The organism is Nocardia sp. NPDC004860, from assembly GCF_040609015.1.
Lineage (GTDB): Bacteria > Actinomycetota > Actinomycetes > Mycobacteriales > Mycobacteriaceae > Nocardia.
This window is the reverse complement of the sequence record NZ_JBEXJI010000004.1, coordinates 15802-29111: the sequence shown is the minus strand read 5'-3', so window position 1 is coordinate 29111 and position 13310 is coordinate 15802. Positions and strand designations below refer to the sequence as shown.

The window sequence follows — 13310 nt, the reverse complement described above, 5'->3', positions numbered from 1 at the left end:
GGAGCTTAACCGCGAATTGGCTCCAATGCGAAAGATGAAGAACTGCTTTGCATTCGGAGACAAGAAATTCGTTGCAATTTGGTCTCGCGAAACTAATCGACCTGGAATCGAGTGAAAGTGACTGCACCCCTTGCCAAGCAACTGTTTGGTGTCATGGCGACCAGGGATGATGCTGTGCCGATTGGTATTTCGCACACACTCCTTGGTGCTCGAGTCTGTTCTTGGTGACAATCGGCAGATGCTCGCCCTCGTTCCCCCACTGGGTGATGACTCGCCCGTCCTGGCCCGCCTGCTGCCGCGGCTCCCGGAGATTGCCGCCGGTATCTTCGAAGCCGCACTGGGCGCGGTGCCCGGCCTCGAGAATCTGCCCGAGGACCACTTCGCCGATGTCATGCCCAGCTTGCTGGCCGGGACGGTGGCGTTCATCCGGGCCATCGAGGAGCGGCGCGTGATCACCGCCGAAGAGGTCGCGGAGTACGTCGTCCCGGTGGTGGAGCGGCACGCCGAGGACCGAATCCCCGTGCGCCAGCTCATGACCGGCCTGTTCGGCGGCGCCCGCTATCTCTGGGACGAGGTCGCCGCGACCGCGGAGCCGCACGAGTTGCCCGATATCGTCGCGATCGGCCAGCGGGCACTCGAGGCGCTCATGCACATCACCATCACCATCTCCGAAGTGCACTCCGACGTCGAGCAGTCCATCTACACGGTCGAACGCGAGGCGCGCCGCGCCCTGTGCTCGGCCCTGCTGCGGGGCGCGCCGGTCGAGGAACTGGCGGCGCGCGCCGACATGGCGCTGGCGGACCGCTACGACGTCCTCACCTTCCACCTGCGCCCCGACCCGCTGGTCCTGGTGGCCGACACCATGGTCACCCGCCGCCGGATCCGGCAGTTCCAGCAGGCACTCGACGCGATGCTCGGGACGACGGTCCTCAATACCTTCGACGGATCGAATGGAATCGCCTTGCTGCCCAGTAGATCTCGTCCGCTCTCCGAAGTCGGCGAAAGTCCCTTCGCGCGCGTGGCGGCGAGCCTGGCCGACCAGTTCGGCGTCGACGTCTTCATCGCCGACTGTCCGGGCGTCGCACGCGCCGATCTGCCCGGCGCGGCGCGGCAGAGCACCGACCTGGCCGAACTCGCCCGCCTGCTGGGCCGCTCCACCGGCGTCTATCGCCTCGACGACCTCCTGCTCGAATACCAGCTCACCCGCCCCGGCCCCGCTCGCGACCGCCTCGCCGAACGCATCGCACCGATCCTGCGCCACCCCCACCTCTTCGAAACCCTCGACGCCCACATCCGCCACGGCTCCGCCGACCGCAAGGCCGCCGCCGCAGGGGTCCACGTCCACCCCAACACCTTCAGCTACCGCCTCCGCCGCGTAGCCGAGCTGACCGGCCTGGATCCCAGCGACCCCAACGATTCCCGGCTGCTCGCCGCCGCCCTCATCATCCACCACCTCTACCCGGCTCCGGTCGTTCCGGATCCCGGTGACGGAGCGGCCATGTGACGAAATGCGGCGAACCGGCTAGCGTTTGAAGCCGACGCCGCCGACGATGCAGTGCCGCACGGCGTTCAGGGGGGCCAGGCGGGGGCCGTCGGGCCACCAGTCGTCGCAGAGCACCAGACCCGGGTCGATCATCTGCAGGTCACCGAACAGGGCCTGGATCTGGGCGCGGGTGCGGAAGCGGCCGGAGCCCATCGGGCTGTGAACGAACTTCTCCTCCATCTTGCGGGCCAGCTCGCTGTACTCGTCGGCCTCCGGATCGCAGAAATGGGCGATCGCGACATAGGAACCCGAGGGCAGTGCGTCGATGTAGGTGCGCATGAGGGCGGCGGCATCGTCGGACGGATAGTGGTGCAGCGTCCCGATCTGGAACATCGCCAGCGGGCGGGTGAAGTCGAGTTCGTCGCGGACCTCGGGATGCTTCAACACCTCGAACGGCCGGAAGATGTCGGCAGTGACGATGGAGGTGTTCGGACTGCCGACCAGCAGGGCGTGGGCGTGGGCCAGCACCATGGGGTCGTTGTCCACATAGACGACCGTCGAATCCGGCTTGACGCGCTGCACCACCTGATGGGTGTTCTCGGTGGTGGGCAGGCCCGAGCCCAGATCCAGATATTGGTCGATGCCCGCTTCCTTGGCCAGGAAGCGGCACACACGGATCAGGAAATCCCGGTTGGCCCAGGCCAATTCGGCGACGCCGGGGGCCACCGCGCGGACCTGATCCAGTACCAGGCGATCGACCTCGAAATTGTCCTTGCCGTTCAGCGCCGCATCGTAGACGCGGGCGATACTGGCACGCGTGGCGTCCACTCCGACCGGTATCGCGCTCGGGTAACCAGGTGCCGGCCCGGACATCCACGCTCCCCTCGACGCATCCAACCTTCGACCTCGACCATGGTAAATCCGAACTCACCGCCCTGACCTGGGTCTGCCCGAATTGCTCAGAACGTGGCCGCCATCTTCTGCGCGGTGGCCGCGTGCCCGTACTGATTCGGATGGAATTGCGCGCCTTCGCCATTGTCGACCGAGGTGCCGTTGACCCAGCGGTCCGGGATCGCCTCGCAGACATCGTGCCCGTTGTAGATCTCGTCGGTGCTGAAGTACTCGGTGCCGGCCTGGGAACGCAACATGGTGTTCAATCCGCCGACGACGGTGTCACGCGCCCAGTCGACATCGGCGGGCAGCACCGGCTGCCGCCCGGCGCACAGGGCCGCGTTGTCGGGCAGGATGTGCGGGTAACCGACCAGGACGACCCGCGCCTGCGGGGCTCGGGTCTTGATGTCGGACACCAGTTTCGCGACCTTGGCCGAGACCTGTGACAGCCGGGTCGGCATCGAGGCGTCGTACTTGTTCTTGCATCCCAGCAGCACCTCGGCACTACCGCTGGCGATTCCCGTTCCGAGATTTTGGAATACGGCGCTGCCCGTCCCGGATCCTGTGCCGAGGGTTCCCGCCGTCACACAGTCCTTCACGATGTCGGTGAAGCCGATGTCGTTGCCACCGACGCCCAGGGTGACCAGATTGGTGTCGGCGGTGACGGCGGAGAGCTGGGTGCTGGTCACCGAGTCGGTCGTCGCGCCGCCACACGTGACATCGGTGAGGCTGTAACCGCGTGCCGCCGCGAACAGGTGGGCGTAGTTGCGATCGGAGCGTGAGCAGGTCTTGTCGAGGATGTTGGAGATCCCGACTCCCGCCGCGTACGAATCCCCCAGCGCCACATACTTCGTGCCGGCGTCGGCGGTAGCGGGGGCGATACTGACGAGGGTCCCGGCCGCGACGATCGCAACAGTGGACAGGCAGTACTTCAGATTCACGATATAGGTCCTCGCGGTCGAGCTCGGGCGAACAGCCACAGACGGTACGAGATGACCCGGCAGCCGATAGATCAAGCGACCGAATCGTTATCCCGGTCGGGCGGCGGCCCCCGGGCCGCAAACCCGTGAACGGCGGTCTGCGACGAACCGAAGGGTCCTCGTTCGCCGTGTCCGGCCAGTGAGGAGACAAGTCGGCCGGTAGGCTCGAGCGGTCCACTCGTCCGACCGGAAGGGAGCGGCACCAAATGGCAACAGGCACCGTGAAGTTCTTCAACGCCGACAAAGGGTTCGGTTTCATCACGCAGGACGAGGGTGGACCGGACGTTTTCGTCCACTTCAGCGCGATCCAGTCGACCGGTTACAAAACGTTGCAGGAAAACGACCGCGTCGAGTACGACGTGGTGCAGGGAGCAAAGGGCCCGCAGGCGGAAAACGTCGTCGTGCAGGGTCAGTAAGTTCTCAACCGCGGGACACGGTCAGCAACGGTGCGTTCGAGGTCGCCCCGAGCTCATCGCATGCGCCCGAACACGAATCAAGCCCCCGGCCCAGGTGACCGAAGGCCTACACAGTGTTTGGACGACGCGAAGGAACTCAACTCGGACGCAGCACCGGATACGGCCGGGTGCGGTTCTCTGCGTTCGACATCGAGCCCGGCCGCGAGGCAGCCCAGGCTGGCACGACCCCGACGCGCCGGGCGAGTCGCCCGAGGTCGCCGGCGGCGAGGCTGCGCTGTGCAGTGCGCATCATGTGGCCGACGAGTTCCTGAACAGCCACAGCCACTATGTTGCGAACGTGCTGTGGCGCATCGTGTTCGGCGCGCATTAGCGCATGCATGGAATCTCGGTACTCGGATCCGGCGGAAGGCTCGTCATTGAGCCGCGTGGGTGCCTTTTGCCCAGGCCCAGGCCGTCAAGCGCCAGTCGGTGCCGACCTTCCGAGTGCCGCAGTGAAGATTGCGCCGGTTTGCGTGACCGGCTCACCCTGAAGGGTGTACGAGAAGGTCACCGGAACGACGAGATATCCGTAGTCGCCGGTGACATCGGCATGCCGTGGGGGGCCTTCGCCAATTTCGGGGTATACGCGGCCGAATGGCAGTTGGGCGGGCGCCAGTATCGTTCGGGGATGCGCGATTTCGGGGTTGGTTTCACATACTTTGTGCGGGGGCAGCGGTGGGTGGGTCGGCGGCCGCGGGAGTTCGGGTTCGGGATCGTGCCGGCGCTTGTGACGTTGGTGTTGTATGTGGGGGCGTTGATTGCGGTGGTGGCGTGGGGTGGAGATCTGACCGAGACGGTGACGCCGTTCGCCGACCACTGGCCCAGTCCTTGGGCGGGGTTGTTTCGCGGGGCGTTGGACATTGCGTTGATTGCGCTTGCGGTGCTTGCGGCGGTGCTGACGTTCACCGCTGTGACCTTGGTGATCGGGGCGCCGTTCTATGACGTGATTTCGCAGCGGGTGGATCGGTCGGTCTCGCCGGATGGGACTGCGCCGGAGTCCGGGCTTTCCTGGTGGCGGGAGTTGTGGGTGTCGGTTCGGGACAGTGTTCGGATTCTGGTGCGGGCCATGGTGTGGGCTGTGCTGTTGTTCGTGCTGGGGTTCGTCCCCGTCGTCGGTCAGACCGTGATTCCGGTTGTCGCGGTGTTCGTCACCGGGTTCTTCCTCACGCAGGAGCTCACCTCGGTCGCACTCCAGCGACGCACGGTTCACCTGCGTGAGCAGCTGGCTCTGCTGCGCGCCCGCAAAGGCTTGGCATGGGGCTTCGGCGTGCCCCTCGGGCTGGCCTTTCTGGTGCCGCTGGTCGCGGTATTCCTCATGCCGGGTGCCGTCGCGGGCGCCACTCTCCTGACCCGCGAACTACTGCACGAACCGAACCGCCTCGCCGAAAACCACGCTGCCGCCTGAGCGAATCGACTCGCGGCGGCCGCGCACGCGTTCGAACCCGACTCGGAAGCAGGCTGCGCGCAACGCTGGGGTCGGGATTGCGTTATCGGGCGAGGGCGAAGGTCAGGGATGCTGCGGCGAAGGCGAAGTACATTGCGGGAAAAGCGATGTTGTGGAGCACCCGCGCGCGGATGTGGACGACGATTGCGGCGATGAAATAGAGGACCAGGCCGAGGGCAGCGGCGATGCCGAGGGGGCGGGCGCCGAGGAGGCCGAGTACGAGGCCGAGGGCGCCGGCGGCTTTCGCGGTGCCGGCGACGGGGATCCAGGACGAGGGGAAGTTCACCTCGGCCGAGTTGGCCAGGACGAACTTTGCCCGCGCGAAGTCGGCGATGGCCATTCCGCCGTTGATTGCGATCGTGACGAAGGTGATTACCAGGTAGGCGATGGACACCCAACGATGCTGACCGACCGCGACTTTCCACGTCCAATACCTGCATCTATAACCTGATGGCATGGATGTGGACACGCGATTGCTGAGGTATTTCGCGGCGGTGGCCCGGGAAGGGAATCTGACCCGCGCGGCGGAGGGGTTGTTCGTGTCGCAGCCGGCGCTGACCAAACAGATCAAGCAGTTGGAGAACCAGCTCGGGGTGCGGCTGTTCACGCGGTCGAAATCCGGGATGGCACTGACGGAACCGGGGCGGGCGCTCGCGCAGTGGGTGCCGGAGGTACTGACCAGCTGGGATCGGGCGCTGACCGAGACGATGAGCGCCGCGAGCGCGGCGGCGCGCGTGCTGCGGGTCGGGTTCATCGCGGGCGGGGCCAATGAGGCCACCCAGCTCATCATCGCGGATTTCGTCCGCCGCCGGCCGGAGTGGCGGATCGAGATGCGGCAGGCGGCCTGGTCGAACCCGACTGCGGGGCTGGCCGCCGGGGAGGTCGATGTCGCTTTGCTGCGATTGCCATTTCCCGGTCAGGAGCAGTTCCGGGTGGAATTGCTGCTGACCGAACCGCGTTGGGTCGCGCTACGCGCCTCGCACCCGCTCGCCACCCGCGAGGTGATCCCGTTCCGTGACCTGTGGGACGAGCCATTCGTGGCGGCCCCGCCGGAAACCGGTGCGTGGCACGACTATTGGCTGGCGGCCGACGAGCGCGACGGGTATCCGGTGCGGATCGGCGCGGTCACCGAACACCCCGACGATTGGCTGATCTGCATCGCCAACGGTGACGGCATCGCCCTCGCGCCCGAATCCGCGGCACGCTTCTACACGCGTCCCGGCATCGTCTATCGCCCGGTCAGCGGCGTGAGCCCGAGCCAGGCCGGCGTGGCCTGGCGGCCCGGCGCGGACACCGATCCGGTCGTGCAGGACTTCATCCGCAGCTGCCTCGATCACCGGCAGACGCCGCCGACGAGCACCGCGTGAAAACCGGCTCAGGCCTGGCGGATTGCGGGCGCTGATGTGCGCCAACGCACCCGGACCGTCAGTTGGCGGAGGCGGGGAAAGCCTGAGCTTCGGCGAAGGCGGCCATATCGACCTGACGGCGGGCATTGGACAGTGCGGTGATGGTGCAGACGCCGAGCTCGCCACTGCGGTCGTACAGCGTCGCCGTGGAGACGGCAATGCCGTTCGAGGAGACGTGGTCTCGGGCCTGGAGACCCAGTTCCACCCCCTCGGGGAGGCGGGACAGCGTCATGGTGACGTCGGTGTTGATGTAGCCGACGCCCTCGGTGCCCCAGTTGCAGACGAGGTTGGTGGAGTCGCTCACGAAGGCCGCGCGCTCGAACGGAGTGATGGGCACACCCTCGATGAGGGACGGGACGTTGTTCCAGGCCGCCTTCCGGTGCGGATTGACGCCGGAGGCGAAATCGTGGGTCCAGTCGAAGGATCCGGACTTGAACAGCGGCGGGCTGCCCTCGGGGCCGTCGAGCGGGGTCGCGGGGGCGGGGAGGTCCCGGGCGGGCTGCCAGATCCGGCCAGGCGGCTCGGCGGTGGCGACCAGGAATTGCACGGTGGCGCGGGCACGCACGCGATCGTGCTGCACGATGGCGGCGTCGGCCACCCGGATTCGATTGCCGTCGCGGACGATCGAGCTGCGCAGTTCGATGGGCTCGTTCAGGACCGGACTGAACAGGTCGACGGTGAAGCGGGCGGGCACGAAATCGGTTCCAGGGCGGTGCGTTTCGAGTTCGTGGGCCAGCAAGCCGCAGACGGCGGTGCCCGCGAGTTGCCCCGAGGACCAGGCGCTGACCGCCATACGGGTCGCTGTGAAGCGACCGTTCTCGTGGGTGAAGAACGCGGCCATGGTGCCTCCCCTACCGGTTGATGAGCTCCCGAATTAGAACACGTTGCAGAAACGGGAGGGAAGACCCACGTCCCAATCAGCGGGTGATCAGTTCACCCACGGCGGGTTGACGACAGTGCCGTCGAGCAGCTCGCCGGTGAAACCGACGGGCGCGTTGACGAGCACCTCGGCGGTCCGGTCATCCGGATTGTCCAGGCGGATGATGGACCCGGCCGGCACCACCGCCGCGTCACCGGGCGCCAGCCGCGCGGCCTCGCCATCGATGGTCAGCGTGATCGATCCCGCGAGCAGGACGAACGCCTCCTCGCGGTGCACGCGGTGCGGGACACCCTGGATGCCGGGCGCGACCTCCAGCCGCCACAGGCACAGTTCGCTACTGCCGGTGCTGGGGCGGACCAGCGGGGTGAAGCGGGAGCCGTGCATTTCGTGGGACTGGGCCTCGGCGGCGTGGATTACGGGCATTGCCATCTCCTTTGGTCAAGCTGCTTGACTATATAGTCAAGCTTGTTGACTTCTTTGTCAAGTGCCAAGATTCCAGACATGCCCGGATACGCACAGGACCTGCCGCTGCTACTGCTCGCGGCCGCCGCGGAGGTCACCGACGCCATCAACGACGGGTGCGTCGCGGCCGGATTCACCGACATCCGGCCCACCCACGGCTTCGCCTTCGTGCGCATGGCGCCGAACGGCGCGACGGTCGGCGAGATCGCCGACCATCTGGGGGTCACCAAGCAGGCCGCCAGCCAGCTGGTCGAGGAACTCGTCAAAAAGGGCTACGCGCAACGCAATCCGCATCCGCACGACGCGCGCGCCAAGCTCGTCACCCTCACCGAGCGCGGGTGGGCGTGCACCCGCGCCGCCGACGCCGCCGCGGCCCGCTTCACCGAGCGGTGGGCCGCCACGCTGGGACCGGCAGCCACAGTCGAACTGCGCAATGCCCTCACGCGAGTGGTCACGCCCGGCCGGGTGCGCCCGTCGGCCTGGTGACGAATTCCACTACCGCTCAGCCGAGTTCGAGGGAGGTCGCCCCGTAGACCCGCTCCCGGTGATACGCCCGGACGGGCCCGGTGTACATGCGCGCGGTCTCGAAGCTCGGGGTCAACCCGGCCGCCTCCATCAACCGCACCGCGGGCTCGTTGTCGAGCGGGACATCCACCGCCAGCGGCATACCCGCCGCGTGGGCGGCGAGCGCGGCCAGCAACTGGTGCGCGTCGCCGGGGGTATCGGCGAACAGTGGGCCCACCCGCAGCGAATCCCGGGCCGGACGCAGGGTGGCGTAGCCGGTGACCGTGCCGTCGACAATGCGGGCGAAGGTCCGGTGCCCCGGCTCGGCGAGCCAGGCGCTGAGGAACACCGGCCGGTCCGCGGGATAGCACGCGGAATCGTACGGTTGCAGCGCCGCGAAATCCGCCGGCGCGAGCGCGGTGACCGTGTCATCCGGCAGTGGCAGACGCGGCACGCCCACGAATCGCGCACTGCTGTAGGCGAGTTCGAACCCGCTGCGCCGATACTTGTCCTGCTGCGCGGGAACTCCGTCGAGCCCGACGACCCGCTCCCCCGCGTGCTTCAGCCCGGCTTCCCAGGTGGCCAGACCGAACCCGCGCCCGCGCAGGTCCGGGCGCACCAGATAAAAGCCCAGGAACGCGTAGTCGTCGCCGTAGTTGACCACCGAGACCGCGGTGGCAGGCTCCCCGTTGACCCGCCCGAGCAGGAACCCGTCGGGATCCTGCGCGAAGTACGCGGTGACATCACGCAGCCCCGGATTCCACCCCTCGGCGGCGGCCCACTCGACCACGGTGGCCCATTCCGCCGGGGTGGCGCGGGCAATGACCAGACCATCGATACGCACGGCATCCGGCATGCGACCACGGTAACCGCAAAAGCTCTGTGACTCGCGGAGATTCGAGGACACGGCGGGCATGCCCTCCATCCCGGCGGAGCGCCCGGCGAGCCGGCCCCGGCGCTCCGGTAGGGTCGAGGAGACATGGCCCGCGACCTGCGGGGTTGCGCGGAGTTCGAGGAAGATATGGCCGACTACGCACACTCCGATCACGCCAGCCGCAGCCGGGAGGAGAAGGCCCGGCGGCTGGCGGCCTATCTCTGGGCGCGCGGCATCAGCGGACCCGAACTGCTGGAATTGCCCGCCGCACAACGGCGCAAGCTGGCGCGGGCGGCCGGCACCAATCCGCCCAGCACCGATGAGACCTGGCAGGTGACGGCCGGACTGCTCGGCGAGAAGGATGCCTGGGCCGAGCGCAATCCCGGGCATCCGCAGGCCCGCCGGGAGCGGATGGACGAGAAGATCCTCTGGGTGAAACCGCCGGTCAAACCCTGGGAGTAGGAACGCCCGGAAACCCTTGACAGCAAGAAATGAACCGGGGTTCACTGCTTGAGTGTCCCCCGACTACGAGAACCACTTCGGCACCCGCCCGGCTGCCTGGCGCGACGATCTGACCGGCGGTGACGACTCGCTGTTCGCGGGCCGCCCCGAACCGGTGAACGAATACACCGGCCGCACGCTGACCTACGAGGTGACCGGCCGCATCGCCCGCATCACCTTCAACCGGCCCGAACGCGGCAATGCCATCACCGCCGACACCCCGATCGAGCTGGCCGCCGCCGTCGAGCGGGCCGATCTGGATCCGCGCGTGCACGTCATCGTGGTGAGCGGGCGCGGCAAGGGCTTCTGCGGCGGCTACGACCTGTCGATCTTCGCCGAGAACAATCATCAGGCCGGCACCGTTGCCCCGGCCGAGGGCGCCCAGCCGACCGAGGGCACCGTGCTCGACCCGGTCGTGCAGGCGCGCAATCACAATCCCTGGGGCACTTGGGATCCCATGGTCGACTACGCCATGATGTCGCGTTTCAACCGCGGCTTCGCCAGCCTGCTGCACGCCAACAAGCCGACCGTCGCCAAGGTGCACGGCTTCGCCATCGCCGGCGGCACCGATATCGCGCTGTTCGCCGACCAGATCATCTGCGCCGAGGACGCCCGCTTCGGCTACCCGCCCACCCGGACCTGGGGCATTCCGGCCGCGGGCATGTGGGCGCACCGGGTCGGCGACCAGCGCGCCAAGCGACTGCTGTTCACCGGCGACAGCCTCAGCGGCAAGCAGGCGCTGGAGTGGGGCCTGGCCATCGAGGCCCCGCCGGCCACCGAACTGGACGAACGCACCGAGGAACTGCTGGAACGCATTGCGCGGGTGCCGATCAATCAGCTGGTGATGGCGAAGCTGGCGCTCAACAGCGCGCTGCTCAATCAGGGCGTGGCCAACTCCGGCATGGTCAGCACCGTGTTCGACGGCATCTCGCGGCACACTCGCGAGGGTTACGCCTTCCAATTGCGTTCGGCCACCGCCGGTTTCCGCGAGGCCGTCCGCGAGCGCGACGAACCGTTCGGCGACTGGAAGCGCGCCCGGTTCGAGCGGCCCGAGGACTAGGCGATGCCCTCCACGTCGGTGCGCTCGACCTCGGCGACGACCCGTTCGGCCAGCGAGCGCAGCGCGGCCGCCTCCCCGGCGGTCATCTCGTCGATGAACAGCCGCCGCACCAGCTCCACGTGATTGGGGGCGGCGGCCTCGAGCGCCCGGCGCCCGGCATCGGTGAGCCGCACCTCCCGGCCGCGGGCGTCGTCGACGGCCTGGCAGCGATCGACCAGGCCGCGGATCGCCATCCGCGACAGGTGCTTGGACAGGCGGCTCTTGTCCCAGCAGATCTCCGCACCGAGTTCCTTGGCGCGCAGCTGGCCACCGGCCGCGGACAGCGCGACCAGCACCTCGTAGTCGGAGGTCGACAGTCCATCCTGGGTCAGCCCGGCGGCGAGGGCGGCATCCAGGCGTTGCCGCATGCGAATGTAGGCCTGCCAGGTCGTCTGTTCCGCATCGGTCAGCCAGCGCGTCATGGCATCCATAGTATCGGCGAATAGTTGACACGGACACCAAGAAGATACTCAGGAACTTCACGGCGAATCCGCGCGGCCATCGAGCATCATCCTGCCGTACAGTACTGACCGTCCAATTTGCGTAGTTCTGGCGGAAATCGTCAATGCGCGAGCGCATTTCCGACCGGGGCGAATGAGACACCCACCGGCAGAAGAGGTTCCGGGCATTCGGGGCAAATCCCCTAATTCACCTGGATGAATAGCCCATCCGGTTGACAATGCAACGTTGCGCCAGAAAACTCGACGCCGAGCCCGGACCGGTCACCGCGCCGCAAGCGCTTGCGGCGGCGGTGGCACATCCGCGCCGAACCGGGCCAGTTGCCACCCCTATTGCGCCGACATTGAGGAATATATGAACGTTCGCCGGCTTCTCGTCACCGCCAGCGTCGCAGGACTGACGACCATCGCAGCCCAGACCGTCGCCCTCGCCGACGTCCCCACCGGTTCCTCCGGCACCGGTTCCTCCGCCATCGACACCGGCTCGGCCGCCACCGGCTCGGCGGGCCTGTCCCAGACCGGTTCGGCCGGCGGACCCACCTACCAGAACTGCGACCAGGCCCGCGCGGCCGGCGTGGCGCCGCTGTTCCGCGGCCAGCCCGGCTACAGCCCGCACCTGGACCCGGACGGCACCGGAATGGCTTGCCCCACCGTCTGACAACTCTCGGGCCCTCGGGGACACACCCCTGAAATCCCAAAAGCCAATGCGGCCCGGTCCTTTCGGACCGGGCCGCCTGGCGTTGGGGACCCAGCGATACGAATATGGCCCGGTCCTGTTGGACCGGGCCATATTCGGGTTCGGGATTCAGGGGCGACCCCTGAGTATCCGAGAGTCGGCGCTGCTCAGCGGCGGAAGATCTTGACCACGACAAGGGTCGCGACCAGGGCGCCGGCGCCGATGAGGCTGTACTTGATCTTGGGCTCGTTCAGCTTCGCCAGAACCGACCGCTTGGCATTGTCGGCCAGCCGCTGGGGATCGGCGCGGACCGCGAGTTCATCGAGGGTACTCGCGAGCCGGTTGCGTGCTGCCTCGATCTCCCGCTCGATCGCCTCGGTATCTCTCGCCACGTCACACTCCTGTCTGGAAACCGCGCTGGAAGGCGGCATTGTCGTCTCGGGGCCGCTCGCGCGACGCAGGCGCATGCGAGCCGACCTGTTCAGGAGTGTATCGCCAACACCGGCTCGAGCCCGTCGACTAGCGTGGCGGCATGACCGAGAATCACCGACTCAGTCCCGGCGACACCGCGCCCGCCTTCACCCTGCCCGACGCCGACGGCAAGGACGTCTCGCTGTCTGACTACCGCGGGCGCAAGGTGATCGTCTACTTCTACCCGGCCGCGAGCACGCCCGGCTGCACCAAGCAGGCCTGCGATTTCCGCGACAACCTGGCCGATCTCGAAGGCGCCGGCCTCGAGGTCGTCGGCATCTCCCCCGACAAGCCGGCCAAGCTCGCCAAATTCCGCGACACCGAGCAGCTCACCTTCCCGCTGCTGTCCGACCCGGACAAGGAGGTGCTGTCCGCCTACGGCGCGTTCGGCGAGAAGATGATGTACGGCAAGAAGGTCACCGGCGTTATTCGGAGCTCCTTTCTTGTCGATGAGCAGGGCAAGATCGCCCTCGCTCAGTACAACGTGCGCGCGACCGGCCACGTAGCCAAGCTCCGCCGCGACCTGTCGGTATAGCCGCGCGCGCCGTGCCCAGTTCAACCCATGTAGGTGTCAATCGACGAATAACCGGCGTTATTCGGTCCACCTTCCTGGTCGACGAGAACGGAAAGGTCGAGATCGCGCAGTACAACGTGAAGGCCACCGGGCACGTCGCCAAGTTGCGCCGCGATCTGTCCGTCTGACCGCGAAAACCCGGAATCCCGGTC

At 67.4% G+C, this 13310-nt stretch carries 18 protein-coding genes; 10 read left to right on the top strand and 8 right to left on the bottom strand.

Annotation, left to right across the window (positions count from 1 at the left end; translation table 11 throughout):
- The first annotated feature begins 238 nt into the window (after positions 1 to 238).
- Positions 239 to 1504 (top strand): helix-turn-helix domain-containing protein, encoded by a 1266-nt coding sequence (locus ABZV44_RS10410; RefSeq protein ID WP_354834232.1) that lies wholly within the window; start codon positions 239 to 241, stop codon positions 1502 to 1504.
- Positions 1505 to 1522: 18 nt separating this feature from the next.
- Here ABZV44_RS10410 and ABZV44_RS10405 read toward each other — a convergent pair whose 3' ends face one another.
- Complete coding sequence (locus tag ABZV44_RS10405; RefSeq protein WP_354834229.1) at positions 1523 to 2356, bottom strand: SAM-dependent methyltransferase; 834 nt, start codon at positions 2354 to 2356, stop codon at positions 1523 to 1525.
- Between the two features lie 86 nt (positions 2357 to 2442).
- A complete protein-coding gene (locus tag ABZV44_RS10400) occupies positions 2443 to 3315 on the bottom strand; it encodes an SGNH/GDSL hydrolase family protein (protein ID WP_354834226.1) in 873 nt (290 codons plus the stop codon).
- Positions 3316 to 3560: 245 nt separating this feature from the next.
- On the opposite strand from ABZV44_RS10400, the gene ABZV44_RS10395 reads away from it, so the two are divergent.
- On the top strand, positions 3561 to 3770 hold the full coding sequence (locus ABZV44_RS10395; protein WP_354834223.1) for a cold-shock protein: 210 nt from the start codon (positions 3561 to 3563) through the stop codon (positions 3768 to 3770).
- 508 nt (positions 3771 to 4278) lie between these two features.
- Positions 4279 to 5214 (top strand): EI24 domain-containing protein, encoded by a 936-nt coding sequence (locus ABZV44_RS10390; RefSeq protein WP_354834220.1) that lies wholly within the window; start codon positions 4279 to 4281, stop codon positions 5212 to 5214.
- An 82-nt stretch (positions 5215 to 5296) separates the two neighbouring features.
- Here ABZV44_RS10390 and ABZV44_RS10385 read toward each other — a convergent pair whose 3' ends face one another.
- Positions 5297 to 5647 (bottom strand): DoxX family protein, encoded by a 351-nt coding sequence (locus ABZV44_RS10385; protein ID WP_354834217.1) that lies wholly within the window; start codon positions 5645 to 5647, stop codon positions 5297 to 5299.
- Between the two features lie 61 nt (positions 5648 to 5708).
- On the opposite strand from ABZV44_RS10385, the gene ABZV44_RS10380 reads away from it, so the two are divergent.
- Positions 5709 to 6620 carry a LysR family transcriptional regulator gene (locus ABZV44_RS10380; RefSeq protein WP_354834214.1) on the top strand — a complete coding sequence of 304 codons (912 nt, stop codon included), beginning with the start codon at positions 5709 to 5711 and terminating at the stop codon, positions 6618 to 6620.
- Between the two features lie 58 nt (positions 6621 to 6678).
- Here ABZV44_RS10380 and ABZV44_RS10375 read toward each other — a convergent pair whose 3' ends face one another.
- Both ABZV44_RS10375 and ABZV44_RS10370 read right to left on the bottom strand, forming a co-directional pair.
- Positions 6679 to 7500, bottom strand: a complete 822-nt coding sequence (locus tag ABZV44_RS10375; protein ID WP_354834211.1) for a thioesterase family protein — start codon at positions 7498 to 7500, stop codon at positions 6679 to 6681.
- Between the two features lie 87 nt (positions 7501 to 7587).
- Positions 7588 to 7962, bottom strand: a complete 375-nt coding sequence (locus ABZV44_RS10370; RefSeq protein ID WP_354834209.1) for a cupin domain-containing protein — start codon at positions 7960 to 7962, stop codon at positions 7588 to 7590.
- A 78-nt stretch (positions 7963 to 8040) separates the two neighbouring features.
- Between ABZV44_RS10370 and ABZV44_RS10365 the strand changes: the two genes are divergently transcribed.
- Positions 8041 to 8487, top strand: coding sequence for a MarR family winged helix-turn-helix transcriptional regulator (locus ABZV44_RS10365; protein ID WP_354834206.1), 447 nt, complete (start codon positions 8041 to 8043; stop codon positions 8485 to 8487).
- Positions 8488 to 8503: 16 nt separating this feature from the next.
- Here the strand turns inward: ABZV44_RS10365 and ABZV44_RS10360 are convergent, their stop codons facing one another.
- Positions 8504 to 9361 carry a GNAT family N-acetyltransferase gene (locus tag ABZV44_RS10360; RefSeq protein ID WP_354834203.1) on the bottom strand — a complete coding sequence of 286 codons (858 nt, stop codon included), beginning with the start codon at positions 9359 to 9361 and terminating at the stop codon, positions 8504 to 8506.
- 165 nt (positions 9362 to 9526) lie between these two features.
- Between ABZV44_RS10360 and ABZV44_RS10355 the strand changes: the two genes are divergently transcribed.
- On the top strand, positions 9527 to 9841 hold the full coding sequence (locus ABZV44_RS10355) for a hypothetical protein (protein WP_354835294.1): 315 nt from the start codon (positions 9527 to 9529) through the stop codon (positions 9839 to 9841).
- A 52-nt stretch (positions 9842 to 9893) separates the two neighbouring features.
- Positions 9894 to 10940, top strand: coding sequence for a crotonase/enoyl-CoA hydratase family protein (locus ABZV44_RS10350; RefSeq protein ID WP_354834200.1), 1047 nt, complete (start codon positions 9894 to 9896; stop codon positions 10938 to 10940).
- Here ABZV44_RS10350 and ABZV44_RS10345 read toward each other — a convergent pair.
- Complete coding sequence (locus ABZV44_RS10345) at positions 10937 to 11401, bottom strand: MarR family winged helix-turn-helix transcriptional regulator (protein WP_354834198.1); 465 nt, start codon at positions 11399 to 11401, stop codon at positions 10937 to 10939. The genes ABZV44_RS10350 and ABZV44_RS10345 overlap by 4 nt on opposite strands.
- A gap of 391 nt (positions 11402 to 11792) precedes the next feature.
- On the opposite strand from ABZV44_RS10345, the gene ABZV44_RS10340 reads away from it, so the two are divergent.
- Entirely contained in the window at positions 11793 to 12095 is a 303-nt protein-coding gene (locus ABZV44_RS10340; RefSeq protein WP_354834195.1) for an excalibur calcium-binding domain-containing protein, read from the top strand.
- Positions 12096 to 12280: 185 nt separating this feature from the next.
- Here ABZV44_RS10340 and ABZV44_RS10335 read toward each other — a convergent pair whose 3' ends face one another.
- Positions 12281 to 12505, bottom strand: coding sequence for a DUF3618 domain-containing protein (locus tag ABZV44_RS10335; RefSeq protein WP_354834192.1), 225 nt, complete (start codon positions 12503 to 12505; stop codon positions 12281 to 12283).
- Between the two features lie 140 nt (positions 12506 to 12645).
- On the opposite strand from ABZV44_RS10335, the gene bcp reads away from it, so the two are divergent.
- On the top strand, positions 12646 to 13119 hold the full coding sequence (gene bcp, locus ABZV44_RS10330) for a thioredoxin-dependent thiol peroxidase (protein WP_354834189.1): 474 nt from the start codon (positions 12646 to 12648) through the stop codon (positions 13117 to 13119).
- Between the two features lie 11 nt (positions 13120 to 13130).
- Entirely contained in the window at positions 13131 to 13286 is a 156-nt protein-coding gene (locus ABZV44_RS10325) for a hypothetical protein (RefSeq protein ID WP_354834186.1), read from the top strand.
- Positions 13287 to 13310 lie beyond the last annotated feature (24 nt).